We start from the raw sequence: 26,121 nt of genomic DNA, 5'->3' as shown, positions 1-26,121 counted from the left end.
ATCCAATTGAGCTACGGGCGCTTATCAAGCGACTTAACTATCATACTATCATTTGCAGTTGAAGTCAAGAAGTTTTTTTAAAATGTTTTTTCGAAGTTCGAATTTTTTATTCGACTTTACTTATTATACACATTTTTAAAAACTTGTAAACACCTATGAAAAACTTTTTTGTTTTCCGTGTTGTTGTGTGTGCTGTTCATCAGCGACGTTTAATAATATACCATGTGTGTTTTCTATGGTCAACACTTTTTTTATATTTTTTATTTGATTCTTTCATGCCTTGCATTTGTATATTTTATCTCCTTTTACAAAGGATATAAGAAACCAATCACTAAAAAAGAAATGAGGCATGTTATGTATTACTACAAAGAGGAATTAATAAATATCATTAAGCCAGATAAGCCAGACCCTGCAGCCGCTAAGGTACTGCAGGAAATATTGGGCGGACATTACGGTGAAATGCGTACGATGATGCAGTTTTTTTTCCAAAGCTCTAATTTCAGAGGAAAACAGAAACAGTACCGTGATCTGCTCCGTGGCATTTTTTTAGAAGAAATTGCCCACGTTGAATTGGTGCAAAACACAATTAATGCTTTATTAGATGAGTCAGGCGGAGAAGGCGTCGGCAGCCAAGGTGCAGATCAGGCTCCTCTTAACGAAGCGGTGAAGCATGCGAATCCTCATCATTATATTATTGGGGCGCAAAGTTCTCTTCCTGTTGATGCAGGGGGCAATCCTTGGAATGGGTCGTGGGTGTATAACCATGGAAACTTAATCACCGACCTGTTGGATAACTTGCTTCTTGAGTCAACAGGCGTGCTGCAAAAAACAAGGATTTATGAAATGAGTTCTAATCAGACGTTTCGGGAAACCCTTGCTTTTCTGATTGTACGCGACAACGCTCACCAGAATGCGTTTGCAAAAGCGCTCGAGACTTTGGGTGTTGAGTGGGCGAAGCTTCTTCCTGTACCGAATTATGATATTAATAAATACCCTGAGTGCAGAAAGTATGTCGAATTAGGCTATCATAATGTACAGTTTAACTTTAGGTTGGATGAAACAAGAATCGGTGAAATCTATCAAGGAACATCTCCAAGCCGAAATGGCGGAGAGTTACAAGTAATAGAACCTCCGGCAGGATTTCCTGTACCAGTACTTCCGGAAATGCCAAATGAACATAGTCCTGGGTTAGGCGATATGAATGCCTAATCAAGGTGTGAAGGTGCTCAAGAAACTTCTTGGGCACCTTCTAACATGTAGCTTATTTATTCAACGATTGGCGTTAAAGAATCACCGTTCCATATTTCTCCCTTGTTGAGTGTCCAGCTGTCATGATATAAAGCCGAAGCACCCTTGTTTACAGCCGGGCTCCACTCATCATTCCATGCCAGAAAGTAAATGGTGTTAGGATATTTTTGTTTTATTGCATTGATAAACAAGCTGTAATCAAAATTGCCATTTGCTGTTTGCGGGCCGACTTCAGTAAATGCAAATGGTTTATTAAGAGCCGTTAGCTGATCATATCCGCTAATTGAATAGGCATCTTGAAAATACGCATCCAGTCCGACAATATCCACGTAAGACGCACCCGGGTAAAAATCGGTTTTAAAGTCTCGGTTAGCGTCGGGAGAGTAAACCCAGAGCAAGTGATCTAGTCCTCTTGTATCGGTCATATAATGATAGATTTTCTTGTAGAGCTGTTTATAAAGGGAGATTCTTTCATCATCCTTTTGATTATATGATGTAAGTCCCCACCAAAACCATTCACCGTTCATTTCATGCAGCGGCCTGAACAGAACAGGCACACCTTGGTTCTCTAATTCTTGAAGTCCGTCAGCAATTTTGCTGAGCATGGCATTCAGCCGCTTCCCTTCTGCTGTTGAAGAATCTAGTATGTTTTTATACTGATCGTTTGTAATCGGTGTTTTAAAATGTCCTGACTGAAAAGCCGGATTAGCCAGATGCATACTGATTTGCGGGATTCCACCGCTTTTCCAGTACGAAAGTAAATCGCTGTTGCAGCTTACATCTATCGAGTCTTCAATATTTGTCGTTTCAAGCCATCCTCTGGCATAATCACAGCCGTAAATAGCAGGTGATTGTCCGGCAGCGCTTCGGATTCTTTCAGCTTCAGCCATAGAAAATGTGTCATGACTGTACCCTCCAAACGCTCCAGAAAGGACTTTGTTTTCTGTTCGATTCGGCAGATGAGCCAGCCAATTCATCACTGATTTTGTTGTCTGCTGTGCATGAGGATTTACAGGCGGCACAGTGTGCGCTTCAATTGGTTTTGCCATAACAGCAGACGCTAGCAAAAAGAAAATGAGCAAAGAGATTGTATGTTTCTTAAACAAATGTCATTCCTCCAATCATTAAGGATGAGATATCATCAACTCACAAGTTCCTTCTATTGAAAACTCGCCAAAATTCGCAGGCAAAATAAAGTGTGAGCCTTTATTGCACTCATACTGAATACCATTATTTACGATTCGTCCTGATCCGTTCAGAACGCTTCCCAGCAAATAGGTTTGATGAGAAGGAAAAACAGCTCGGCCGCTAACCTTCCATTTGTACACTGAGAAATAATCTGATTGTACATAAACAGTGATCAACGCGTCACCATCTTCTTTCACTTCCGGTGTATGAACTGCATCGTTATGCGGTATCGTTATAACTTCCATGGCTTTTTCTATATGAAGAGTCCTTTTTTCGCCCTGGTCATTATACCGGTCATAATCGTATACGCGATAGGTTGTATCAGAGTTTTGCTGGATTTCAAGGACAAGGGTTCCCTCACATAAAGCATGGAGCGTACCGCTTGGGACATAAAAGAAATCCCCAGGCTTGATTTTGATGCGCCTCAGCAGCCCGTTCCAATCGCCGCTTTCCAATCGCCGTTTAAAATCATCCTTTGAGCGTGCGTGATGGCCCAAAATCAGTTCTGCGCCTTCTTTGCAATCAATAATATACCAGCACTCCGTTTTTCCGAGCTCGCCGTTTTCATGCAGGTTTGCATAATCATCATCAGGATGAACTTGCACGGAGAGATCCATATTGGCATCAAGCAGCTTTACCAGCAGCGGAAACACCTTTCCATCCGGAAAACCAAAAATCTCCGGATGATCTTGCCATACTTGGTCTAATGTCTTTCCTGCCAGCGGGCCGTTTTGAACAGCCGATGAACCATGGGCATGAGCAGAAACAGCCCAGCACTCTCCTATTTTTTCTGAAGGTATCGTGTAGCCGAATTTATCACGAAGCGCCGTTCCTCCCCATATCCTTTCTTTAAAGACAGGCTCCAAAAATAAGGGGTGCTTCATGACCGCACCTCCCCGGGTGCTGGTTCTGCTCGCAATGCCTGATCCGCTAAAACAAGCGCGCCAATGATACCCGCGTCACTGCCTAAACGCGGAGGCACAATATAATCGCATATATTCTCTGATAATTCCGAAAAATTCAAGTAGCTGTTCATGATTTTCGGGACATATTGATAAATATAAGGAAACACTTGTTTCTGCTTCATAACGCCGCCGCCAAGAATGATTTTTTCAGGTGCAAGGATCAAAATATACTGAGCCAGCGCTTGGGCAATATAATATCCTTCCAGTTCCCAGACCCGGGTTATTTCTGATAAATCAGCAGCTTTTTTTCCCCAGCGCGCTTCGATGGCAGGACCGGATGCCAAGCCTTCAAAGCAATCCTTGTGATATGGGCACTTCCCTTGGTATACATCATCAGGGTGGCGCCGGATATAAATATGGCCCATCTCTGGATGTGACAGCCCCTGAAGGAGCCGTCCCTCTACAATTGCTCCTGCACCAATGCCGGTGCCAACCGTCATATACAGGCAGCCGTCGAGATCCTTCGCTTCACCGAAAAGGAATTCACCAAGCGCCGCCGCGTTGACATCCGTATTGAATGCGACTGGGATTTTCATTTCATTTTTCACGGTCTGCAAAAAGGGAAAGTGTCTCCAGCCATCTTTCGGCGTGGCCGTAATGGTTCCATAGGTTTTACTGCTTTTATTAGTATCAGCGGGACCAAAGGAGCCGATGCCGATGGCCTGTAATGAGAATTGGCGAAAATATTGAAACACTTTCTCTAATGTTTCATCCGGCATCGTTGTCGGGATCTCTACTCGGTCAATGATCATTCCATCTTCTTTGCCGACAGCACAAACAAATTTTGTGCCGCCTGCTTCAATACCGCCAAGCATGCAGATGGCCTCCTTGTTATCTCCGCGATCAGCGCCGTATGTTTACTGAAGTGACGACAAATTTGTCATGCCGATGACGTGAAAAGGAATATTCAAATGGAATGCCGTTATCTAAGAAGCCCACATGTTCGACTTCCAGAATTGGATCATCCTGTTTACAGCCCAAATGCTGCTGGTCAATATGATCAGACTTACAGGCTCTGATCTTCCGATGCGTACCGGCGATTTTGAGCTGCAGCTCGTTTGTGATGTGGTTGTAGATCGAGTCATGAAGAACCTCATCATTAATGCCCGGTATTAAATGAGTCGGCATATATGTTTTTTCCAACACATAGGGCTCTCCTTCTACAATCCGCAGCCGTACGACATAATAAACCGGAGTTTTCTGATCAATAGATAAATGGGCAGCCACTTCCTCTGTGGGAAATTGCACTTCAAACTGAATGACCTTGCTTTTGATCTCCTTATCTTTCAGCAAGTTGGTCAATCCAAGGATTTCGTTGCTGACCACATGGACATGATCATCCTGTATCGCTGATTGAATAATGAACGTGCCGTGGCCCCGTTTTCTGAACAGCAGCCCTTCGGCAACTAAATTATCCAAGGCTCTTTTCATCGTCATGCGGCTTGAGTTGAACTCTTTGGCAAGTGATATTTCATCGGGAATCGGCTGATCGAGCGGATAGACGTTATTTTTGATTCTGTTTCTCATTTCATTTGCGATGATTTCATATTTATTCATTGGTATCCTCCGGCAGCTGTAAAAGTTTGATATCACATAAGCTTCTTTACGGATATCATAAGTTCTTTTCTCTGTTTCATCAATGTTGCGGCTGGCCGTTTATCTCTATTCATCATGATGATTGCCGGAAGATCTGTACATTTAGAAACCGTTTTGCTCAGCAACCTTTTTGAACCATTTTCCGCTCTTTTTGACGGTTCTTTCACCGTCTTTCTCGAGATTGACTGATACAAACCCGTATCGGTTTTTATAGGCATTTGTCCAAGACCAGTTGTCCATAAATGTCCATAAGTGATAGCCTTTTACATTTGATCCTTCCTGGATGGCACGGTGAATCCATTTGAGGTGCTCTTTTATAAATTCTATCCGGTAATCATCTTGAATGATGCCTTGTTCATCCCTGAAGCGTTCTTCGCCTTCGACCCCCATGCCGTTTTCAGAGATAAAACACTCGATGTTCCCGTAGTTTTCTTTTAAATTGATCAAAATATCATAAACGCCTTTTTCATAGATCTCCCAGCCGCGATGCGGATTCATTTTGCGCCCCGGCATGACGTAAGAATCAAAATACCTGTCCGGCAAAAATGGTGCGTCTGGATTCGGAAGATGTTCTTTTGCTTTTACACGTCTCGGCTGATAATAATTTACACCTAACAGATCAACCGTATTGTGTTTGATAATCTCAAGATCTTCTTTCTTATAGTCAGGCACAAAGCCTTCGCTCTTCAAAATGGTAACCAGCTCTTTTGGAAATTCTCCTTTGACAGATGGATCTAAAAAGGATCTGTTAAAAAACGCGTCCGCTATTTCCCCAGCTTTGACATCGGCCGGATGGCTGCTTCTCGGGTATGAAGGCGTCAAATTTAGGATGATGCCGATTTTTCCGTCCTGCTCCATCTCCCTGTAGGCCTGAATGGCACGGGCACTCGATAGCATTGTATGAAAACCGACCTGAACGGCTTCTTTAAAATCCACCTTGTTTGGATAATGAAAATCATATAAGTATCCGCCTTCTACGGGCACGATCGGTTCATTATGCGTGAACCATTTTTTCACCCGGTCACCAAACAAACGGAAGCACGTTCTTGCATAGTTTTCATAAGCGTCAACCGTTTCTCTGTTTAGCCAGCCGCCGATTTTTTGAAGTTCCATCGGCATATCGAAATGAAACAGATTGACAAAAGGTTCAACATCGTTTGCGATTAACTCATCAATGACATTATTATAGAAATCTGCGGCTTTCTCATTGATCTCGCCTGTTCCGCCCGGTATTAAACGCGACCAGGAAATCGACATCCGGAACGAGTTGTGGCCAAGCTCCTTCATCAGCCTGATATCTTCTTTATAGTTGTCGTAAAATTGAGATGTTGTTGCAGGTCCGACACGATCAAAAAAACGATGCGGTTCTTTTTCAAACCAATAATCCCATATATTCTGGCCTTTTCCGTCTCTGTCGGCGGCACCCTCCGTTTGTGTTGCTGAAGCGGATGATCCCCACCAAAAATCCTTTGGAAAACAATATTGTTCTGTTTGTGCCAAGTCTCTCTCCCCTTATGTCACATTTTAATGCTGTTATCATTTTTCTGAGCAGCTGTTTCCTGCACAGCCTGTTCTTTTTCTTTTACGAGATTTAATTTATCCATTGCTTTTAGGAACGGAAACCAGATCACGAAGACAATTAACAGATTGACAAGCTGCATGACGCCACCCATGATCGAGTTCGTTGCCATAATGCCATTAATGAATAATGGAACCGTCCACGGCACCGTTACACCGGTCGGCGGCGGAACGAGCCCCGCTGACATGGCCAGATAGGTGACGAGCGTAACAACCATCGGTGCCAACACCCAAGGCACAATAATGATTGGATTCATGACAATCGGAAGCCCGAAGATAATCGGTTCGTTCACGTTAAATATACCGGGAGCGAGGCCAAGTTTTGATACTTGCTTTATCTGCCTGCTTTTCATGAATATGAGAATGGTAAACACAACCGCAAGTGTCATCCCTGTACCGCCCATCCCAACGGTATAAATCTCCATAAACGGTTTTGAAATAATATGAGGAATTGCTTTTCCCGCTGTGTAAGCAGAAAGGTTTTCGACCTGCAGTGTATTCCAAATCGGGTCCATCACGGAGTTAATAATGATCTGTCCATGCAGTCCGAAAAACCAAAGAATTTGAATGAAAAACACGGCAATCAGCGTTGGAATAATACCGCTTCCAAGTCCGACAAGCGGAGCCTGAATTGCGTGATAAATGACGTCGTGCATATTTGTTTTAAATAGCAGCGTCACCAAAACATTAATCAGCAAAAATACGGTTAATGTGATAAAAGCCGGAATAAGTGCGGCGAATGATTTTGCAACAGCAGGCGGAACGCCGGCTGGCATTTTGATTGTCAGGTTTTTTTGAACGATTCTTCTGTAGATTTCGCCGGAAAGAAATGCCGTAATCATCCCAAGAAACATCCCTTTTGCACCGAGACGGTCGACCGGGATAACCCCTGTAATGGCATCTCCTGTTTCCGGCTGAACGATAAATGGCGTTAGGAGCAAAAAGGAAACCAAAGCGATCGCTCCGCCAAATACAGCTTCGACCTGATAGCTTTTTGACAGATAATAACCTATCCCGAAGACTACAAAGACAGACATAATGCTCATAGTCGCCGTAGACGCAATGCCGAAATGAGACTGAAACGATGTAAGCATTGAGGCGTTCATGATTTTGTTTAGAAACGGTAAATTCGTTAACACGACAAAAATGGACCCGAATATCGTAAGCGGGAAAGCCAGCATAAACGCATCACGCAGCACTTGCAAATAACGGTTATTGTTTAACCTCCCTGCAATTGGAACAAGGAATTGGCTGATTTTCTCGAACACCCTATCCACCCCGATTATTTATAGATTCTTTGTTTGAAAGAGATCAAGCAGTTCTTTCACTAGTTCTTTCATGGTCAATGTTGACATTAAATGATCCTCCGCATGCATAAGCAGCAAGGAGAAAGCGGCTGCTTCTCCGCCGGATTCTTTCTGTATCATTTGAAAGTGAATATCATGGGCCGCGGATAAATCTTGCTCAGCCTTGGCGATGAGCGCATCGGCCTCCTCCATGTTCCCTTCTTTATAAGTGCGCAGTGATTGTATGATGGCGCTGCGGGCATTGCCGCTGTGCAGGATAAGCTGAAAACTGATTTGTTCGTCTGTTAAATTCGTAATTTTCATCTGTTCCATTATTGATTCTCCATTAAGGACAATGCCTGCTCATATGCTTTTTTGCCATCTGCCATTCCGTAGGCCATCATGTCAATGACTTCAACCTGAATGTTGTATTGATCCGCCTCTTTTTGCAGTTCGCTTTTCAGAAAGCTCATTTGCGGTCCGATCAAAACAGCATCTGCCTTTTTCATGTCTTCTTTCGCCTTATCCTGGCCGACAGCCCAAATCTCTGCTTCTTCTCCGATGGATTGTGCATATTCCTTCATTTTTGTCACCAATAGACTGGTTGACATTCCTGAGCTGCACGCAAGTAAAATTTTTTTCAACTGCTATCCCCCCGTTATTAAAACGCTTACAATTGTTATTATAGTCATTTATTTTTAAATGTCTATACTTTTAGAAAATAAATACAATCATATATTTTCAGAGTTCATCGCTTTGTAAATTTTTCTATGGAAGATTCATTCATAATGTGTTACACTCATCAACGGAAACGACTCAATTAAATAGCTATGATCACTTGTATAACCTCAATAATATGGTTTGAGGGTGTCTACCAGGAACCGTAAAATCCTGATTACAAAAATTGTTTATAACTTTTTTTGTAATCAGGATTTTTTTATTTATCAAAATATTTCAGTAAAGGAGTTTGTTATGAATTTTAAAGTTTTCCTTCTTGCAGCTTCTACGATTGCAGTCGGATTGGTTGAGTTAATTGTGGGAGGAATTCTTCCTCAAATCGCAAATGATTTAGACATTTCTATTGTCTCAGCCGGGCAGCTGATCAGTGTGTTTGCACTGGGATATGCAGTGTCAGGGCCGCTGCTTTTGGCTTTGACTGCGAAGATTGAACGGAAGCGTTTATATTTAATTGCCTTATTTGTTTTCTTTCTTAGCAATCTTGTGGCCTACTTCAGCCCTAATTTTGCGACGCTGATGGTGTCAAGGGTATTGGCTGCGATGAGTACAGGGCTGATTGTTGTGCTTTCCTTAACGATCGCTCCGAAAATTGTAGCGCCTGAATACAGAGCGCGCGCCATCGGAATTATTTTTATGGGATTCAGCTCCGCTATCGCATTAGGCGTGCCGCTCGGAATCTTAATCAGCGATTCATTCGGATGGCGCATTTTGTTCCTTGGCATCGGACTTCTGGCGCTGGTCTCCATGCTGATTATTTCAATCTTCTTTGAAAAGATACCAGCGGAAAAAATGATTCCTTTCCGGGATCAGCTCAAGACGATTGGCAATCTGAAAATCGCGAGTTCACATCTCGTCACGATGTTTACATTAGCGGGGCATTATACGCTATACGCTTACTTTGCTCCGTTTTTAGAAGAGACTCTTCATCTGAGCTCATTCTGGGTCAGCATTTGTTATTTCCTTTTCGGGATATCCGCTGTATGCGGAGGCCCTTTCGGAGGAGCGCTTTCTGACCGGCTTGGTTCCTTTAAGAGCATTTTGCTGGTAACTGGTTCCTTTGCCATTATTATGTTCTTACTGCCGCTGTCAACATCGTCTATGATTTTCTTTTTGCCTGTCATGGTGATTTGGGGTCTGCTAAGCTGGAGTCTCGCCCCGGCTCAGCAAAGCTATTTAATTGAAATTGCGCCAGATTCGTCTGACATTCAGCAAAGCTTTAACACATCTGCCCTTCAGGTCGGAATTGCCCTTGGCTCAGCCATTGGCGGTATTGTTTTGGATCAGACAGGCACTGTGGTATCAAATGCTTGGTGCGGCGGATCAATTGTCATTATCGCTGTCCTGTTCGCCTTCATTTCTTTAACAAGACCTGTTCAGACAGCAAAAAAATCCTCCTTGTAAAAGGAGGATTTTTTATTATTTAGCTGAAAGCTCATCTTCGGTGACCCATTTGTGGTTTTTCACTTTTTCACCGCTTGTTGTCGATGTATAGTCAACCATGTATACGGTTGTTTTTTCGGCGGAGTCGATCTCGGCTGTTGCACCCTTCATGCCTTTCATATGAGAAGCCTCTAAGATCACTTGATCTCCGGGGTTTAATGTTTTATCTCCGGCATCTTTAATTTCTTCTTGAATCACCCATTTGTGATGGTCCACACGCTGTCCTCCGTTTGTCGGTGTGTAAGAGACAACATACGCCGTTGTATCATAGGCACCTGTCACTGTTGCTTCGGCACCCTTCATGCCTTTCATATGAGATGTATTGATCATCACTTGGCTGCCTACTTTATATTTCGGATGTTTAGATTCCTGTAATCCCTCTGGAACATCAGCTGATCCGGTATGCTCCATTTCATCATGTGATGAGGAATCTGAATGATTGTCATGTGTGCTTTCTTTCGTACTGCTGTTATTGCCGCATGCCGATAAAACAAAAACAAGAGATAACATCAGAATTCCCAGTACTTTTTTAGAGACGTTCATGGTCATTCTCCTTTGCTTCATTTTTTACTTTCATTTTGCCTGCAAACAATAAAGTAAAAACGCATATCTGCAAGCAAACATGCCCTTTTGAGAATACTATACCCCCGAATGGTATGTAAATGCGCTGATATTCTCATAAAACGGTCCCGCAGTTTGTCCTATTCCCCTTCGTTTACATAGTCAAACATGAAAAAAGCCGCTGTTACGCGGCAATTAGTGATGCAGAACTTTTATACATACACCTTTTTTGCTCTTTGATAAGCGGCCTCTCCCATTTTTCTGACGTTTTCGGAGACAGCTGAGGCTTTGACCCATTCGTCATGATGAAGAATGGATGGGTCGATGAGGCGCATTTTCTTCTTTTGATGGAAATCGTACTGGATGTTAACTTCTTTTATTTGGATGCGGGGATGAATATGTTGAAGCAAGTTCAGTACTTCTTTATTTTTTGCTGCGTGCAGGATGTCGAGTACTTCTTCATCCATTTTCAGCAGATCTTCTGCGGATATGACATTATGCCGCAACGCAGCTTTCAACGTTTGCGCTAAATACTCATATCTGTATACATTCACGGGATTCAAAAAGAAATCTATCACTTCCATGTAATACACTCTGACAAACCATTCGGCAGCTTCGATTCCATCCGGAAACATCCTTCCGTTTCTCATAATGAGATGATTCAAAAAGGTTTGTGCTTCGTTCAGACTAATGTGCCCATAACGGTACATGTCCCGCAGCGTGTAGTCAATCCGATCGGCATACAGCTCTGGTGTGGGCTGCTCGAGCAATATCCATCTCGTATCGTCTGATAAAATTTCTTCGGTATCATAACCGTGTTTTTTTAGAATACCCGGGATCTCAGAGTGAATAATGACTTGTTGAAAGATATTTTCATGATAGTCTTCCGCTTCATTTTCAAAGACAATATCGATTACATGGGAAAAAGCCGTGTGTGACACGTCGTGGAGCAGGCCGGCTCCCAAGTTTTTGATGAGGAGCATCACGCCGATAGAGTGCTCATACCGGGTCACATCCCATTTTGAATTAACTAAAAAGCTTGCTCCCCCTTGGTAGATTCCTTTTAATCTTTGCACTGGAGCGCTCTTGATGAGCTCTTCCAGCACTCCGTCTATATGGTGCTGCCCGTAAATGACATCGTTGATTTCCATACCGTCACCTCAAACTATTTCCTTATTATTATTTATTGTATATATTGATATTACACATTTTCTAGAAAGGAGATTTAAGATGAAAATCCTCTCAAGCAGTGAGTTATCGAAACATGTAATGACCGATTTTTTTGCCAAGCATTGGGGTTCACCCGAGATGGTGATTTCCAGCGGCATGTTTCGATGTGATGAATTAGATGGCTATGCCGCTTTAGATGAGGATGGCGAAATCATTGGTTGTATTACATACGCAATAAGTGGAAAAGATTGTGAGATTATTTCATTAGATAGTATCATTGAAAAGAAAGGAATCGGCACAGCTTTACTGCAGCAGGTTGAAGAGACGGCTAAACATGCACATTGTCAACGAATAAAGCTTATCACAACGAATGATAATATACATGCGATGGCGTTTTATCAAAAGAGAGGCTATCAATTCGCCGCATTGTTTCCGAATGCAGTTGAAAAAGCGAGGCGACTCAAACCAGAGATCCCCGAGAAAGCTGAAAACGGCATTTTGATTCGGGATGAAATTCTTTTTTCAAAGGTTATTGATTAAATGAATAGGAGTTTTTTTATGTCCAGTCATTATAAATACCCTCTCATTTTCATGGCATCCCTATTATTGGCTTTCTGCTTGATCTTTTTTTCCTATCAGCTGATTCATCATGTGCGAATGGAGTATCCAAATTGGCAGGGAGAAAGCAAAGATCAGGATTGGAAAGCTGTTTTCACAAAAAATGAAGATGCACCGAATGAATACAGCGGCAATCTGTATTGGATCGGTGATACAGATAAAGCAGACAGCACTTATGTGGAAGCACTGATTGTAAAAAAGGATGGGGAGATTCTGCTCAGCTCTGATACAGAAATCCCTATTCGAGATTATTCCGGCGGCACTTCTCGCGATGGAAGCGCAAAAGAGGAGTCCGTTTCTTTCTTAGAGCGGTTGGATGAACGGGAGCTTGAAGGCCATGATATTACAATTGAAGTGAAATGGAAGCAAGGTAATCGTTATTCCGCAAGTCAGCTTACGCTAAACGAAAAAAACTTGTTTGACTAAAAGCAGGGATTCTTATAGAGATTCCTGCTTTAAATGGTATAGATACCTCTTTAAGGCATCTGTATGTTTATTTCATTCGCTAATATATTAGGAGTATATGCTTTCTTTAGAATGCTATATGGTTTAATAAGTGTTTCATTGGTGATTGCTGGAATCATGCTAATTTTTAAAATAGCACAATTTGCATTTGCTTAATTAACTGAATTAACTGATTTCATATCGAAGAGTCAAAAGGTATTATAAGATGAGAAAGGGGGAGAGCACACTGGTTAGTGATATGAAAGAAATAAGCGCCTAAAAAGAGAGGTAAAGATATTGTCTAAAAAATTTCAAGCATTAGAAGGATTTATGAAGCTACCAGATAAAACCGGTGAATTGCAATTTTATGCAGAATAAACGAATGGAAAAAAACGTGGTGGCGTATCTTTGAGAAATCCAATAGATATACTACGTGATTTAGAGGTTATTATCACTAATAAAAGCATGCATGACTTGGGTTCATCATCAGTATAGTTACTTTACTTTTGTCAGGATCCCAATTAACACACAGAGTATATCGATTTTCCTTACTTTTATTAAAAATCGCAACATGTTGTGCTCTTTGCAAAAAATAACCCCGGAGGGTCTAATTCCGGGGCCGGTAGAAATCAATCCTCAAGCACAAAGATTGATTATTTCTCAATAATACATTTTACAAAGGATTGTGTAAAACAATAATTTTATTAATTTTTATCAGCGGTTTTTTTTCTTCTTATTATTGTTCTGAACAAGAAAACTAATCCTATTAAAACTACTAAAGTAATGATACTTCCTGGGAATCCGAAGCTTTCTAACATTTTTGAAGTCTCCTTTATTTTAGCTAGGGTTTATTGTAAAAGTACCACCAGTGTGATTAACCGTTACAGAACACCATGTTGTAGCATACGCTACAACTGCTGTGTATCTCTTTGTTCCGGTTAGAGTAGTATTTTTACCTGAAGTAGTAAGAGATCCTGAGTATACTTTGCCAATACCTCCACTTCCTACTAATCCATATGCGTTATGGTGAACAGCTGTTTTTACTGATGTAACTTTACTAGAACCTGCAGTCGTGCTGGTTTTTAAATTTGATGCACCAAAACTTTGATTGATTAGGTTTTGAATATCATCTTTAATTGTTCCACTAACTTTTACTGTCACACCATTCGCACTTTTAGAACCAGAAATATATTTTGACATAGCTATACTAAACATTCCATCATTAACTGGTTTTGCATACATTTGAATAAAAACCTGATCTTTTTCTGAAAACGCTTCTCCTATTTCATATTCCTGATCAATTCGTTGAAAATTGGATACTACTTCTTTCTGAGTTAAATTTGATAGTTCTTCTTTAAAATCATCATTGGTTGCAGCAGCAGCACTATTCGTAAAGCCAGAAGAGAAGAGAGCTAAAATTAAAGTGAATAGTGGTAGTAATAGTTTCTTTTTCAAGGTTAAACCCTCCCTTAAAGATTTAATGAGAAATACAAGAAATCCCAGTGGGTTTTATTCTAGAGGAACTTAGGTTTTCAATAAACCCTATTTATGTAAATCTTTCTAAAGTTAGGTTTACAATCTCTTTATAATTTCAATGTTCATGTAAAGATTAATTATTTAAACACTTATACTAGTGTCCTCTCAGTTAGAATATACCTTCATTTTTCGATTGGTCTTTTTCCCATTTTTTATCTTATCCAGGTGCTTTTTAAGAAAAGAATTATATAGACTATCCGGAATATATCCAAAGAGTTGGACTGTTTCCGGAGTATCGACCAATATTAAACGGATTCTTTCCTCAGTACCATTAACATCGGCAATAAATGTGTCTCCATCGATAACGCGACTAACTGTTACCTAATGGGAATTTATATAGATCATTGGCTTATTTTCACTCATTCTCCCGTTGATCTGGAATGTCAGTCTCTCTTTCTTACTTGTAAGTTGCGCATTGATCCCCTCCTCATTCCCGGTCTATTTCTGTTAAAGATGTTGAAAAAGTTTTGCTGCCTTCTCTTTTATCGTGGGTTGGGGGATAATCAACTTTTTTCAACTCACATATCATATGCAGTTAACCCTCTCCCATTTCCGTCATTGCCTCTTATTCTTGTAAATCCAATCTTTAAAATCAATTAATACTAGCTTAACAGTTTAAAAATATAATGGGGTTGTCAATGAGATTCATCTATTTTTAGGAGGTTATCTAGTTGAAAAAATTCCCGAAGAAACTACTGCCTATCGCAGTTTTATCATCTATAGCGTTCAGCAGCTTAGCCAGCGGCAGTGTGCCTGAAGCCAGCGCCCAGGAAAAGAAAAAGGGGAATCAAGACGAAATAAAGAATGTTATCGTTCTGATTGGTGATGGTATGGGTGTGTCCTATACATCTGCCCATCGCTATTTAAAAGATAATAAAAAGACAAAGTTTGTAGAGCCTACCGCTTTTGATCAATACCTTGTCGGCCAGCAAACGACTTATCCTGAAGATCCAGAACAAAACGTAACAGATTCTGCATCTGCAGCAACGGCTATGTCAGCCGGGATCAAAACATATAACAATGCGATTGCTGTGGATAACGATGGTTCAGAAGCCAAAACAGTACTTGAAGCGGCGAAAGAGAAAGGAAAATCAACAGGACTGGTGGCCACTTCAGAAATTACACATGCCACTCCGGCCTCTTTCGGTTCACATGATCACAGTCGAAAAAATATGAACTCAATTGCCGATGATTATTTTGATGAAATGGTCAACGGCAAGCACAAAATTGATGTCCTTCTAGGCGGGGGAAAAAGCAACTTTGACCGCAAGGACCGCAATTTGATCAAGGAATTCAAAAAAGCGGGATACAGCTATGTGGATAACCGCAAGGACATGCTGAAAAATAACGACAGCCAAGTTCTCGGCTTATTCGCTGACGGCGGTCTGCCTAAAAAGATTGACCGCACGAAGGATATTCCTTCATTAAAAGATATGACAAACACAGCGATTAAAAAATTAAGCAAGGATAAAGACGGATTCTTCCTCATGGTGGAAGGCAGTCAGATTGACTGGGCGGGGCATGACAATGATATCGTCGGTGCCATGAGTGAAATGGAAGACTTCGAACAAGCTTATAAGGCGGCTATTGATTTCGCCAAAAAGGACAAGCATACATTGGTTGTCGCAACGGCTGACCATTCAACCGGCGGATACTCCATCGGTGCAGACGGCATCTACAACTGGTTCAGTGAACCAATTAAAGCCGCAAAACGCACACCTGACTTTATGGCAGAAAAAATTGCTGACGGCGCGGATGTTGAAAAAACATTAAAAACGTATATTGACCAAAAGAAATTGGCTTTAACTGAATCAGAAATTCAATCTGTTAAAAAAGCCGCAACATCAAAAGAAGTGCTTGAAATCGATAATGCGATTGAGGAGATTTTCAATAAACGATCTCACACTGGATGGACGACAGGCGGACATACTGGTGAAGATGTTCCCGTCTATGCGTACGGGCCGTCTAGTGAGACATTTGCCGGCCAAATCGATAATACACAAATCGCTAAAAATGTCTTCGAGGCTTTACAATACAACATTAAGATTAACGATAAGTAATAGAATACAAGGTTGCCCGTTGCTTGTATGAAGCAACGGGATCTCTTTTTAATGGAGGAATCATCATGAAAACAATTCTTTCAATTTTTGTTTTTGCCATTGTGCTTGCGGGCTGCTCATCAAACGCCAATACAGAAAAACAGAATGCGGGCGGAGAGCAAGCGGTAAAAGCCACTCCGCAAAGCACATCATCTCAAAAAGACAGTATAGATGAGTATCAGCCTAATTCCCAAGTAACCGATGACCGGTCATTGCTGAAGGTTGGCCAAACGTTTTCTGATGACAAGGGAAAAGCTGTTTTAAAGGATATCAAGCAAGTGAATCAAACCTACAAGATTGGCGACGTGGAGTTAACAATAAAAGAAATGAAGCTGATCCATTTGCGTCCGGATTACAGCATGATTGATTATTTTCATGTGTTAACACATGATGAAGAGTTTGATTTCGTTAAGGTCTTCGTTGACATCAAGAACACCTCTTCAAAGAAAGTAAATGTTGCGCCGATTGCTTTGATGAAAACAAACACAGGGGAAACGTTTGATTGGAACAAAGATATTTATCTTGAAGAGTTAAATGGCGAATTGGAGGGCGGAGCCGAAAAGTCCGGAAATCTCGGCTTTATCGTGAACGCATCAAACGCCCATACGCATGACAAAGATGCTGATGATAAGAAGAAAGAAAAAGAGATCGAGTGGATTGAAATTACAACAAGTGACGTCTTTGATCAGAACCATAAGAAAATCAGTGATGCTCAAAAGATCAAACTCCAGTTTTAATGAAGAACGCCCGTACTTGAAGTGACCCCCTAAAGTTAGACACGGGTTTTCATTAGGCAGTTCTTGAGGCATGAGTTCGGTATTGTACCGGACTCATGCCTTTTAGTTTTGCCTTTATTCGTTTTTGATTGTAGTAGTCAATATATCATTCAAGTTCTTGCTTTAAGTGTTCGATACTTTCAAATTCTTTTAGGTACAGAAATTCAGATTTTAGGATGCCGAAGAAATTCTCGATCACTGCGTTATCGTAACAGTTGCCTTTTCGGGACATGCTTTGTGTAATCCCGCGTTCTTTTAAGGCTTGCCTATAATGCTTCATTTGGTAATGCCAGCCTTGGTCGGAATGCATAATGGGCTTGTCCCCATCTTTCAAATGCTTGAATGCCTGATTAAGCATCACCGAAACAAGAGAATAAACAGGCCTTAAACCAATCGTATAGGTAATGATCTCACCATTAAACAGATCTAATACGGGCGATACGTACAGCTTCTGCCCAAATAATTTGAACTCCGTCATGTCCGTGACCCATTTTTCATTTGGCTTTTCAGCTTTAAAGTTGCGCGCTAGAATGTTAGGCGCCACTTTGCCGATTGTTCCTTTATATGAACGATATTTCTTCTTTCGAATCATACATTTTAGTCCGAGGGCTTTCATGATGCGCTGCACCTTCTTGTGATTGACCTTTCGTCCCCGATTCTTTAGTTCATCACGAATACGGCGGTATCCATACCGGCCTTGATGTTCTTTAAAAATAAGTTGAACCATCTTTTTTATGTCGGCATCTCGATCAGGGCGATCAAAATGCTTTACGCAGTAATAGTAGGTGCTGCGTGGGATACCTGCGAGCCTGAGAAGTGCTTTCACCGGATACTTATGCCTTAAATCATAGACTACTTGCGCTTTGTCTTGTTTGGTGATTGTTCCTTGTTTTGAACTAAGGCATTCAACTTTTTTAAATACTCATTCTCCATACGCAACTGTTCGTTTTCCGCCTGTAATGCTTCTATTGATCCTATAGCTGGTGCTTGCTTTCCTGTTTTCTTTTTCATGGACGGACGCCCCTTTTTCTTTGTTTTGAGGACGTCTGCTCCTTGTGTTTGTACTACGTGCTGCCAATTCCAAGCCGTTGAGTCAGAAGGCAAATTAAATATCGCAGCTGTTTCTAAGATAGACGTCCCATGTTCATTCATATAGTCAAGTACGTCTAGTTAGTTTATATTGGACTGGATAATTTGTATATGACTTTAAGAACGCTTTTTCACCGTGATATTGATATTTTCTCACCCAATATTGGAGTACCATTTTTATGCACTCCAATATGATTTGCGATCCCAAGCAAACTCTCGTTGCCGTTTATATAGCGTAAGACCGCGTTGATTTTTTCTTCGTTTTTAAATTTAGCCAAAAGAAAAAGCACCTCCAAATTTTAGACTGTGTCTAAAATTTGGGGTGCACTTCACCTAGTACGGGCGTTCTTTTTTTATCTGTTTTGTTGACGAACCGATTCATCAATCCTCTCCATCACTTCGTCCATATTCATAGACTCTTGAAAGCTTTGATTGATTTTTTTGATGCCTTCCTTATATTGATCGTGATGCAAAACCTCATCTACGCCCTGTTTTAATTTTTGTACATCAACTTCATCTTTAGAGATGACATAGCCTGCATGGAGTTCAGAAAGACGCTGCGCCACCATCGGCTGATCCTTGTCATGAGGCATTACAACCAGAGGCACATTAAAATGGATGCCTTCATTTACGCTGTTCATTCCGCCGTGTGTAATGAACACATCAGCATGCTCAAGCACTTCCAGCTGAGGGACATACGGGGCAATAATAAAGTTTTCCGGCGCCTGCTTTATTTTGGTCAGATCCGCTTTCTCTCCGGCAGCGATGACGACTTTTCCGTTAAAGCCAGAAAATGCATCTATACAAAGGTTGAAGAATTCCTCCGTATTGTCCAGAACAGTCCCCATTGAAATATAAATAACCTTTTCATCTTTTAACTGTTCAATCGAGAAATCTGATTTTTCCGCTCTCTTTGGAAAGCTAGGACCGATAAACAGACAATCATCCCCGAAACGATCGCTTTCAGGCTGAAAATAACGGCTTGTATACACTACATTCAATTCCCCTTTATTGTTCATGAATTGTACCAGATTTTTCGGGGCAACACCGTACGTTCCTTTCATTTTTGCCAAGAGGTCTTCGCACTCTTGATCTAATTCAAGCGGCGCTCCAGACTCAGGATGCAGGGGCAGGATTTTCAGTTGCTCTTCGCCAAAAAGGAAGGACGCTGATGAAGCAATCCCTGGGATATCTAAGTAATCCCTTACCAATTCCCCCGCACCAAATTTATCATAATAGACAAAGTCAAACTGGATGCTTTTCGACAACTCTTTTACGATATATAGGATGTCCAATGAGGTTTTGATATGTATTTTCAGGAAATCAAGAATACCATTTGGCGAAGCAATATTAATAGGTGTTGTTCTCAGTAAATCCCGATGAAGGTGGACAGTCGCTCCTACTGCTTCCAATCTTTCTTTATACTTCTCAGTGGAGATATAATGTACATCATATTCTCTATCGGCAAAGGCTTTCGTAATGCCTAATGTAGGATTCACATGGCCTTCCGCAGGAAAATTTAAAATCAAAACTGTCTTCATTTAGACAACTCCCTCTCAAATCGTATTCTGGATCTTTGTTGATCAGACTACTACTAATCGTAAAATGGAGACTAATCCCGCGCAAGGGACAAATGATTGAACTATTCTGCTCCTCGGACTGAATCAAAAAAACGACACCGAGCTCTGGTGCCTTTTTTTAAACCTTTCTGATCGTAAAAAATTTCCGCAGAAGCCATGGGCCTGGCGTGAAGCCCAAGGTTAACTGCCAAGCGCCTATAGCCTGTAACCTGTATTCGCGGACGATCTGCATCTTCCGGCTCATGCTCCTGACATCTTCAAACCATACTTCATGCGTTCGTCCCTGCTGATCACTGTACCGAAAAAACGGTGATTGATATTCGTCTGAATATTGTATCGGGGTTTGGTACCTCATCGCTGTTTTGATTGCGTTTTGATTTGAAATAGCTGAAGCAACTGTGCCCGGCTGGTACGGGATGATCCAGTCGTACCCGTAGAGCGGAACTCCGATAATGATTTTCCTGCTCGGCACCTGCGCAATCGCAAACTCGATGGTTCTCCTGATCTCAGTAATCGGTGCTACAGGGCCTGGCTCGCTTCCGGCATGATGCCAATCATAAGCCATGATAAACATATAATTGACAACCGCACCTATTCCTCCGTAATCGTAGCCTCTCAGCCATGGGATATTATCGCTTGTTTTTGCCGGAACAGCTATCGTCAGCACATATCCTCCCGCCTGAAGACGATCTCTCAGCTGACGTAAAAACCCAGTGAAAAGATCTCGATCCGCTGCGCTCACCTGTTCAAAATCGATTGTGACACCGCCATATCCCCTTGTGGAGACTAAGTAATAAATATTGTTGACCAGATTGGTTCTTGCTGTCGGATTGTTCAAGACTTGGTGGACGAGTTCTGTACTGAAGCCTTCTGATGTAAGGTTTGTTATGGTGGCAAGCGGCGTCACTCGTCTTTGCCATGTTGTCTCAATAGCGGCCGCATCATTCAATTGGTTTGCAATGTCGCCGTTAGGTGCAATGTGGTATTCGAAAATTGAAATCGAAGACGAGTATGGTGCATAATCATTGATTAATTCCCGATCGAGGTCAGGGTTTCGGAGCACGTAAAAACTTAACGTTCCCGCAATGTAATTTGAAATAGAAGGAATTGTTATTTTTGCTCCAGCTTGTAGTGTATTTGGACTGATGCCAGGGTTTGCGGCCCGCAGTCGCTCTAAGGGAACAAACGATTTTGCCGCAATCGCGGTCAGGGTGTCTCCCGGCTGGACTGTGTACACATAAAGAGGGATCAGAAGAGCCTGCCCCGGCACGATATTCGTTTCGTCTAACCCATTCACACCCCGGATTTGATCAACAGAAGCACCGTAACTTCTGCCTATGGAAAACAAAGAATCACCAGGCCGGACGATATGGATAAACATGTTTAACCCCCATTATTGTTAATAAATCCATCATAAAATGTTATTAATGGGAGCCCCATTATATGTTTGTGAATACAAAAAAAATACCAAGGATAACTCCCCTTGGTACCGGATCACGCTGATCAATTCTCTTTTCCTTGTTCAAGCACATGCTTCAAATGCTCACAGTCATGATTGAAATGAGCCATCACATACTGTTTGGCTGCTTCTTTGTTTTTCTTTTTCACTTCTTCCAATATCTTGCGGTGCTCACTCAGTATTGTTTCTGCACGATGGTCGCCAGTATAATTAAGGATTCTGCAAAAGTGAATTAGATCATTTACATGTTCAAGCAAATTTTTTAAATGTCTGTTATGGCTGAAATCAACAAGCAGCTCATGAAATTTTTGGTTTAAATGAATGATCTCTGTATCTTCCGTGCCGTCGTGAATGGCTTTTTCTGTTATTTCAAGCTGTTTTTCAAGTATGGCCAGCTCTTCCTCATCTGCTTCGTCTATGACTAACTCGACTGCCAGCTGTTCCAGCGGAATTCTGATTCTATAAATCTCATCTACATCTTTTGCCGTTAACGATGTGATGGAAAATCCATTGCGGTCATCCGCTTTTAACAAACCGTCTTTCTCAAGCAGTCGCATGGCTTCCCTTATCGGAGAGCGGCTGACGCCAAAGCTTTTCGCCAGCTGTGTTTCGTTTATCCGTTCCCCCGGCTTAAAAGTCCCGTTGAAGATCATTTTTTTCAGCTGGTTATAAAATTGCAGGTAGTAAGGAGTCGGTTTGTATAATTTAAAATCGTCCATATATAATACCTCTTTTAAATAGGCTTTTCTTCATCAAAATCATATAACAGATGGTAGTGGGAAGCAACAAACTGCCTTGTCAGATCTCAGAATCTGAGGTACGATAAGTTTGCTGAACGACGGTCGACGGACTACTGCCGATGAAAAACCGGCATGTTTTTCATCGGCAGCAGGGCACTATACCTCCGCCAGAATAGCGCACTATTACTTTTTTAGATCTTCAATGGAGGAAAAAATATGCTTATCATTTTTGTTATGTTTCTTCTCGGTATTATTTTAGGCTTTATTGGTGCCGGAGGAGCTGGCTTTGTCATTGCCCTTTTAACTCTTCTATTCCATGTTCCGATTCATACGGCTTTAGGTACTTCCCTCGCCGGAATGGCTTTCACCAGTTTATCAGGTGCGTACAGCCACTATCGCGAGGGCAACATTCAACTGAAAATTGGATTGACAGTCGGATGCTTTGCTGCGGTTGGCTCATTTTTCGGCGCTAAGCTGACAGCTTTCATTCCGGCCGATTTGCTTCATTATTTGACGGCTGGGATGTTATTTTTATCTGCAATTCTCATTTTAATCAGATTGTTTCTTTTAAAAGAGAAGGCACAAGTAAATCAAAGCTCTCTTTCAACGTATACGAGAGCGGTCATCTTAGGAATTGCAGCCGGCGTTCTTTCCGGCACATTCGGCATCGGTTCGGCCCCTTTTATTCAAATCGGTTTAATGATTATGCTGAACCTGTCCATCCGCCATTCTGTCGGAACGACAATGCTTGTGATCATCCCTCTCGCTGTAGGCGGAGGCATCGGATATATCACAGAAGGATTTGTCGATTATGTATTGCTGATCAAAGTTTTGGTCGGCACTATGTGCGGTGCCTATATAGGCGCGAAGTTCACCAACCTCATGCCAAAGGTGGTCTTAAAATCGGCCATTTTCTTGACTCCTGCGATTGCGGGCCTGCTGTTGTTATTCTAAATAAAAACAAAGAACCTGACGTCATGTCAGGTTCTTTTTATCAGTTTTGCTTCACTCGTTCTTTCGTTAATCCAAAAAACGCCAGTGCGCCCATGACCGCTGTCACAAACATGATCGCTCCCATCGGAATGGCTGTCGTCTCGTTAATGCCTACAAGCGGCGACACGATCGAACCGAGGAGCAGCGGGAGCATGCCGAGCAGCGCACTTGCACTTCCGGCACGGTGCCCCTGCCTCTCCATGGCAAGCGTAAACGTGCTGGTCAGAACCATGCCGATCGTAATCATGTAAATGAAAATGGATATGACTAATGTAGCGAGAGGGCCGTGAATCATGGTCATGGTCAAAAGCACAGCGGTCGCTATCATAGCCGTAATGACTGCGATGCGAAGCAGGCTCTTCTCATGAATGATTCCGCCAAAGCGCCCGATCATAAAGCTGCCCGATATAATCGCCAGGCCGTTAATGCCGAAAAGAATACTAAACACCTGCGGCGACACTCCATAGATATCCTGGTATACAAAAGGCGTACCGGACACATATGCAAAGCTTCCCCCGTGAATAAACCCGACCGTTAACGCATACCCCATAAAGGATCGATCCTTCAGCAGGCTGCCCATCGTTTTAACAGATGTTCCGATTGAGCTTGGAATCCGTTTTTCCGGCGGCAGTGTTTCTTTTAGACGAAAAGCAATCAAAAGAACTAGTAAAAATCCGATGATCGTTAATACGTGAAAAATTGTATGCCACGTTGCAAATGGCAATAGCAAAATAGCACCGCCTGTCATTGGCGCAACCATTGGCGCAACAGCTGTAATGACCATTAACAGCGAGAAAAATTTAGAAAGCTCTCTTCCAGTAAATACATCGCGGACGATTGCGCGAGACAGCACAAGCCCTGCGGAAGCGGTTAATCCCTGTATAAAACGCGCACCCACTAATGTTGTAATATTGGGCGAAAGCGCACAAAACAGAGAAGATAACGCAAATAAAAAGATACAGATTAATAGCGGTTTTCGTCTTCCCTGCGCATCGCTGACCGGCCCGACAATCAGCTGGCCGATCGTAAGCCCGACCAGACAGGCTGTTAAACTTAACTGAACAAGTGAAGCACTTGCTGATAAATCTTCCGCGATTTCAGGAAAACTTGGCAAATACATATCTATATTAAGCGGGCCCAATATAGCAAGCATGCCGAGCAGAAACGCTAGTGCCAAGCGTTCTTTTCCAGTTGGATTGTGCAGCATGTTATCAAACCTTCCCTTCAACCTAGTCCCTTATATAATGGATGTCAGCTCCAACGATGGATTGAAGCTGTGAAACATTTGTATATTGTATCATAACTCTCAGCCTGTGAAAGCAGCTTTAAAGCTTGAACGAGAGATACAAAAAATCAGGGTCTACTGTCCTGATCAAGTATGCTGATCTTGTTTTATGCCCATAATCGCAAACCCGCCATAAGAAGTACACCGCTGATCACAGTATTGGACAAGCTTTTTGTTTTCATCGCAATCAAGAGAGGCGGGATCAAGATGACGGCTGCAGGCCAATTCAATTGCACAGTATTATTAGACTGAATCATACAATCCTTTACGACAAGCGCTGTCTACACACCGGCACATAGGAAATCCACTTGAGCACGGACTCCGGCAAAGTGCAACAAAAAGGGAATCAGTATAAACGGTCAGGTGTGCACTCACCTCTGGAGACGCCTTGCAGTTTACAGGGACTACCCCGCACAGCTACATTAATTCATTTGAAGAAACGGCCAGCTTTTTTCTGCTGATGTACTATCCGGAGCCGCAAGGATGACTAACAACCTCCCAGTTAACGCTGGGAGGTTGTTCGAATATGCAAATGGCTTGCAAGATGAAATCCATCGTTGTATATTAGTTGATGTGTCAATCATTGATATATCAATTAATAGTTTTGACAAGAAGGAAGGGATGGGTTTTGGCGTCATTTTGTTCAGAGGAAGCCGAGATTTTATATCAGCTGCAAGGCGTGAACAAGGTGATTGGCATGAAGTTCGAGGCATGCACGGGCATCAGCCAATCTCGTTTGGAATTGCTGACATTGCTTTATCATGCAGATGAGATTAGTCAAAGCGACCTTCAAAAGAAAGTAAATATTGATAGCGCAGCCGTCACTAGACACCTGAAACAGCTGGAAGCCAAAGGCATGGTCTCAAGGCGGCGCAAGCCTGAAGACAACCGCATCACCCTTGTCCGGTTAACAGATCAGGGAAGAGAGCGAATCGAGTCTTCAAAGAAAGAAAAGGAGCGTTTCATGAAGGAAATGCTTGCAAATGTAAGTGCAGACGAGCGCCGCCTGCTCATTGATGTGCTGGCGCGCATGCGGAACAACATAGACAATATTGAAGCATAAGAGGAGTGTATCAACATGATCAAAACAAACGATTTTATGGAGATTATGAAAGGCCGCCGTTCAATTCGCAACTATGATCCGACAGTGAAAATCAGCAAAGAAGAAATGACAGAAATCTTAGAAGAAGCAACAACTGCTCCATCTTCTGTCAACGCGCAGCCATGGCGCTTTCTCGTCATTGACAGCCCGGAAGGAAAAGAAAAGCTCGCACCGCTTGCAAGCTTTAACCAAACGCAAGTCACAACATCATCTGCCGTCATCGCTGTATTTGCAGATATGAACAATGCAGATTACCTAGAAGAAATCTATTCAAAAGCCGTGGAACTCGGTTACATGCCGCAGGAAGTCAAAGACAGACAAATTGCCGCGCTGACCGCTCATTTTGAAAAGCTTCCGGCACAGGTGAACCGCGAAACAATCCTGATTGACGGAGGTCTTGTTTCCATGCAGCTGATGCTGACTGCACGTGCGCACGGCTATGATACAAACGCGATCGGCGGATACGATAAAGAAAACATCGCAGAAACGTTCGGTTTAGATAAGGAACGTTATGTACCGGTCATGCTTCTTTCTATTGGAAAAGCAGCAGACGAAGGCTATGCTTCCTACCGTCTGCCGATTGATACAATTGCAGAATGGAAATAAAACAAAGAGCCCAGACTTATTTTC

The 26,121-nt window shown here is 42.2% G+C and carries 24 protein-coding genes, 3 pseudogenes and 1 riboswitch; of the genes and pseudogenes, 9 read left to right on the top strand and 18 right to left on the bottom strand.

What is annotated here, in order from left to right:
* Nucleotides 1–354 precede the first annotated feature (354 nt).
* Complete coding sequence (locus tag MOB98_RS14420) at nt 355–1,209, top strand: manganese catalase family protein (protein WP_268358330.1); 855 nt, start codon at nt 355–357, stop codon at nt 1,207–1,209.
* A gap of 56 nt (nt 1,210–1,265) precedes the next feature.
* Here MOB98_RS14420 and gmuG read toward each other — a convergent pair whose 3' ends face one another.
* The 8 genes from gmuG to MOB98_RS14380 form a co-directional block, all read right to left on the bottom strand.
* Nucleotides 1,266–2,354 carry a mannan endo-1,4-beta-mannosidase gene (gmuG, locus tag MOB98_RS14415; protein WP_268358331.1) on the bottom strand — a complete coding sequence of 363 codons (1,089 nt, stop codon included), beginning with the start codon at nt 2,352–2,354 and terminating at the stop codon, nt 1,266–1,268.
* An 18-nt stretch (nt 2,355–2,372) separates the two neighbouring features.
* A complete protein-coding gene (gene manA / locus MOB98_RS14410) occupies nt 2,373–3,320 on the bottom strand; it encodes a mannose-6-phosphate isomerase, class I (protein ID WP_268358332.1) in 948 nt (315 codons plus the stop codon).
* Entirely contained in the window at nt 3,317–4,216 is a 900-nt protein-coding gene (locus MOB98_RS14405; RefSeq protein WP_268358334.1) for an ROK family protein, read from the bottom strand. The genes manA and MOB98_RS14405 overlap by 4 nt, the downstream gene beginning before the upstream one ends.
* Before the next feature lie 28 nt (nt 4,217–4,244).
* The gene (gene gmuR, locus MOB98_RS14400) at nt 4,245–4,958 is read right to left on the bottom strand and encodes a transcriptional regulator GmuR (protein ID WP_268358335.1); all 714 of its coding nucleotides are present in this window, start codon (nt 4,956–4,958) and stop codon (nt 4,245–4,247) included.
* A 141-nt stretch (nt 4,959–5,099) separates the two neighbouring features.
* A complete protein-coding gene (gene gmuD, locus MOB98_RS14395; RefSeq protein ID WP_268358336.1) occupies nt 5,100–6,497 on the bottom strand; it encodes a 6-phospho-beta-glucosidase GmuD in 1,398 nt (465 codons plus the stop codon).
* Between the two features lie 17 nt (nt 6,498–6,514).
* Nucleotides 6,515–7,843 carry a PTS cellobiose transporter subunit IIC gene (celB, locus tag MOB98_RS14390; RefSeq protein WP_268358338.1) on the bottom strand — a complete coding sequence of 443 codons (1,329 nt, stop codon included), beginning with the start codon at nt 7,841–7,843 and terminating at the stop codon, nt 6,515–6,517.
* A gap of 18 nt (nt 7,844–7,861) precedes the next feature.
* A complete protein-coding gene (locus MOB98_RS14385) occupies nt 7,862–8,194 on the bottom strand; it encodes a PTS lactose/cellobiose transporter subunit IIA (RefSeq protein ID WP_268358340.1) in 333 nt (110 codons plus the stop codon).
* Nucleotides 8,194–8,505: a PTS sugar transporter subunit IIB gene (locus MOB98_RS14380; protein ID WP_003240632.1), complete on the bottom strand. Its 312-nt coding sequence runs from the start codon at nt 8,503–8,505 to the stop codon at nt 8,194–8,196. The genes MOB98_RS14385 and MOB98_RS14380 overlap by 1 nt, the downstream gene beginning before the upstream one ends.
* Before the next feature lie 174 nt (nt 8,506–8,679).
* Nucleotides 8,680–8,779, top strand: a riboswitch (purine riboswitch).
* 54 nt (nt 8,780–8,833) lie between these two features.
* Between MOB98_RS14380 and pbuE the strand changes: the two genes are divergently transcribed.
* On the top strand, nt 8,834–10,000 hold the full coding sequence (gene pbuE / locus MOB98_RS14375; protein WP_268358344.1) for a purine transporter PbuE: 1,167 nt from the start codon (nt 8,834–8,836) through the stop codon (nt 9,998–10,000).
* A 15-nt stretch (nt 10,001–10,015) separates the two neighbouring features.
* Here pbuE and MOB98_RS14370 read toward each other — a convergent pair whose 3' ends face one another.
* Entirely contained in the window at nt 10,016–10,582 is a 567-nt protein-coding gene (locus MOB98_RS14370; protein ID WP_268358346.1) for a YdhK family protein, read from the bottom strand.
* A 230-nt stretch (nt 10,583–10,812) separates the two neighbouring features.
* The gene (locus tag MOB98_RS14365; protein WP_268358347.1) at nt 10,813–11,751 is read right to left on the bottom strand and encodes a hypothetical protein; all 939 of its coding nucleotides are present in this window, start codon (nt 11,749–11,751) and stop codon (nt 10,813–10,815) included.
* A 79-nt stretch (nt 11,752–11,830) separates the two neighbouring features.
* Between MOB98_RS14365 and MOB98_RS14360 the strand changes: the two genes are divergently transcribed.
* Nucleotides 11,831–12,310, top strand: coding sequence for a GNAT family N-acetyltransferase (locus MOB98_RS14360; RefSeq protein ID WP_268358349.1), 480 nt, complete (start codon nt 11,831–11,833; stop codon nt 12,308–12,310).
* 18 nt (nt 12,311–12,328) lie between these two features.
* On the top strand, nt 12,329–12,814 hold the full coding sequence (locus MOB98_RS14355) for a DUF4944 domain-containing protein (RefSeq protein WP_268358350.1): 486 nt from the start codon (nt 12,329–12,331) through the stop codon (nt 12,812–12,814).
* 855 nt (nt 12,815–13,669) lie between these two features.
* Here MOB98_RS14355 and MOB98_RS14350 read toward each other — a convergent pair.
* Both MOB98_RS14350 and MOB98_RS14345 read right to left on the bottom strand, forming a co-directional pair.
* Nucleotides 13,670–14,287, bottom strand: a complete 618-nt coding sequence (locus MOB98_RS14350) for a hypothetical protein (protein WP_268358351.1) — start codon at nt 14,285–14,287, stop codon at nt 13,670–13,672.
* A gap of 297 nt (nt 14,288–14,584) precedes the next feature.
* A pseudogene (locus tag MOB98_RS14345) lies at nt 14,585–14,689 on the bottom strand (thermonuclease family protein); the annotation flags it as partial.
* A gap of 350 nt (nt 14,690–15,039) precedes the next feature.
* Between MOB98_RS14345 and phoB the strand changes: the two are divergent.
* Complete coding sequence (gene phoB, locus MOB98_RS14340) at nt 15,040–16,428, top strand: alkaline phosphatase PhoB (protein WP_019713458.1); 1,389 nt, start codon at nt 15,040–15,042, stop codon at nt 16,426–16,428.
* 65 nt (nt 16,429–16,493) lie between these two features.
* Nucleotides 16,494–17,204 (top strand): DUF4352 domain-containing protein, encoded by a 711-nt coding sequence (locus MOB98_RS14335; protein WP_268358353.1) that lies wholly within the window; start codon nt 16,494–16,496, stop codon nt 17,202–17,204.
* Between the two features lie 52 nt (nt 17,205–17,256).
* Here the strand turns inward: MOB98_RS14335 and MOB98_RS14330 are convergent.
* The 4 genes and pseudogenes from MOB98_RS14330 to MOB98_RS14315 all read right to left on the bottom strand — a co-directional run bounded on the left by MOB98_RS14330 (nt 17,257) and on the right by MOB98_RS14315 (nt 22,090).
* Nucleotides 17,257–18,610: pseudogene (locus MOB98_RS14330) on the bottom strand (IS3 family transposase).
* Nucleotides 18,611–18,685: 75 nt separating this feature from the next.
* Nucleotides 18,686–19,873: a macrolide family glycosyltransferase gene (locus tag MOB98_RS14325; RefSeq protein WP_019713454.1), complete on the bottom strand. Its 1,188-nt coding sequence runs from the start codon at nt 19,871–19,873 to the stop codon at nt 18,686–18,688.
* Between the two features lie 157 nt (nt 19,874–20,030).
* A complete protein-coding gene (locus tag MOB98_RS14320; RefSeq protein WP_019713453.1) occupies nt 20,031–21,293 on the bottom strand; it encodes a glycoside hydrolase family 18 protein in 1,263 nt (420 codons plus the stop codon).
* A gap of 122 nt (nt 21,294–21,415) precedes the next feature.
* Entirely contained in the window at nt 21,416–22,090 is a 675-nt protein-coding gene (locus MOB98_RS14315) for a GntR family transcriptional regulator (RefSeq protein ID WP_019713452.1), read from the bottom strand.
* Between the two features lie 237 nt (nt 22,091–22,327).
* Between MOB98_RS14315 and MOB98_RS14310 the strand changes: the two genes are divergently transcribed.
* Complete coding sequence (locus MOB98_RS14310; RefSeq protein WP_019713451.1) at nt 22,328–23,065, top strand: sulfite exporter TauE/SafE family protein; 738 nt, start codon at nt 22,328–22,330, stop codon at nt 23,063–23,065.
* A gap of 40 nt (nt 23,066–23,105) precedes the next feature.
* Here the strand turns inward: MOB98_RS14310 and MOB98_RS14305 are convergent, their stop codons facing one another.
* A complete protein-coding gene (locus MOB98_RS14305) occupies nt 23,106–24,311 on the bottom strand; it encodes an MFS transporter (protein ID WP_268358354.1) in 1,206 nt (401 codons plus the stop codon).
* A 185-nt stretch (nt 24,312–24,496) separates the two neighbouring features.
* Nucleotides 24,497–24,720: pseudogene (locus MOB98_RS14300) on the bottom strand (AzlD domain-containing protein); the annotation flags it as partial.
* 237 nt (nt 24,721–24,957) lie between these two features.
* Between MOB98_RS14300 and MOB98_RS14295 the strand changes: the two are divergent.
* Both MOB98_RS14295 and MOB98_RS14290 read left to right on the top strand, forming a co-directional pair.
* Complete coding sequence (locus MOB98_RS14295; RefSeq protein WP_268358356.1) at nt 24,958–25,452, top strand: MarR family transcriptional regulator; 495 nt, start codon at nt 24,958–24,960, stop codon at nt 25,450–25,452.
* A gap of 15 nt (nt 25,453–25,467) precedes the next feature.
* Entirely contained in the window at nt 25,468–26,097 is a 630-nt protein-coding gene (locus MOB98_RS14290; protein WP_268358358.1) for a nitroreductase family protein, read from the top strand.
* The last annotated feature ends 24 nt before the right edge of the window (nt 26,098–26,121 follow it).

The sequence above is a fragment of the Bacillus sp. N13C7 genome, assembly GCF_026790065.1.
Taxonomy (GTDB): domain Bacteria; phylum Bacillota; class Bacilli; order Bacillales; family Bacillaceae; genus Bacillus.
Note: the sequence above shows the minus strand (reverse complement) of the source record. Positions and strands in the feature narration are given on the sequence as shown.

Excerpts from the sequence above, each read along its gene's own strand:
- MOB98_RS14420 (WP_268358330.1), top strand. The coding sequence starts at position 355 with ATGTATTACTACAAAGAGGAATTAATAAATATCATTAAGCCAGATAAG.
- manA (WP_268358332.1), bottom strand. The coding sequence starts at position 3,320 with ATGAAGCACCCCTTATTTTTGGAGCCTGTCTTTAAAGAAAGGATATGG.
- MOB98_RS14405 (WP_268358334.1), bottom strand. The coding sequence starts at position 4,216 with ATGCTTGGCGGTATTGAAGCAGGCGGCACAAAATTTGTTTGTGCTGTC.
- gmuR (WP_268358335.1), bottom strand. The coding sequence starts at position 4,958 with ATGAATAAATATGAAATCATCGCAAATGAAATGAGAAACAGAATCAAA.
- MOB98_RS14385 (WP_268358340.1), bottom strand. The coding sequence starts at position 8,194 with ATGGAACAGATGAAAATTACGAATTTAACAGACGAACAAATCAGTTTT.
- pbuE (WP_268358344.1), top strand. The coding sequence starts at position 8,834 with ATGAATTTTAAAGTTTTCCTTCTTGCAGCTTCTACGATTGCAGTCGGA.
- MOB98_RS14370 (WP_268358346.1), bottom strand. The coding sequence starts at position 10,582 with ATGAACGTCTCTAAAAAAGTACTGGGAATTCTGATGTTATCTCTTGTT.
- MOB98_RS14365 (WP_268358347.1), bottom strand. The coding sequence starts at position 11,751 with ATGGAAATCAACGATGTCATTTACGGGCAGCACCATATAGACGGAGTG.
- MOB98_RS14360 (WP_268358349.1), top strand. The coding sequence starts at position 11,831 with ATGAAAATCCTCTCAAGCAGTGAGTTATCGAAACATGTAATGACCGAT.
- MOB98_RS14355 (WP_268358350.1), top strand. The coding sequence starts at position 12,329 with ATGTCCAGTCATTATAAATACCCTCTCATTTTCATGGCATCCCTATTA.
- MOB98_RS14335 (WP_268358353.1), top strand. The coding sequence starts at position 16,494 with ATGAAAACAATTCTTTCAATTTTTGTTTTTGCCATTGTGCTTGCGGGC.
- MOB98_RS14325 (WP_019713454.1), bottom strand. The coding sequence starts at position 19,873 with ATGAAGACAGTTTTGATTTTAAATTTTCCTGCGGAAGGCCATGTGAAT.
- MOB98_RS14320 (WP_019713453.1), bottom strand. The coding sequence starts at position 21,293 with ATGTTTATCCATATCGTCCGGCCTGGTGATTCTTTGTTTTCCATAGGC.
- MOB98_RS14315 (WP_019713452.1), bottom strand. The coding sequence starts at position 22,090 with ATGGACGATTTTAAATTATACAAACCGACTCCTTACTACCTGCAATTT.
- MOB98_RS14310 (WP_019713451.1), top strand. The coding sequence starts at position 22,328 with ATGCTTATCATTTTTGTTATGTTTCTTCTCGGTATTATTTTAGGCTTT.
- MOB98_RS14305 (WP_268358354.1), bottom strand. The coding sequence starts at position 24,311 with ATGCTGCACAATCCAACTGGAAAAGAACGCTTGGCACTAGCGTTTCTG.
- MOB98_RS14290 (WP_268358358.1), top strand. The coding sequence starts at position 25,468 with ATGATCAAAACAAACGATTTTATGGAGATTATGAAAGGCCGCCGTTCA.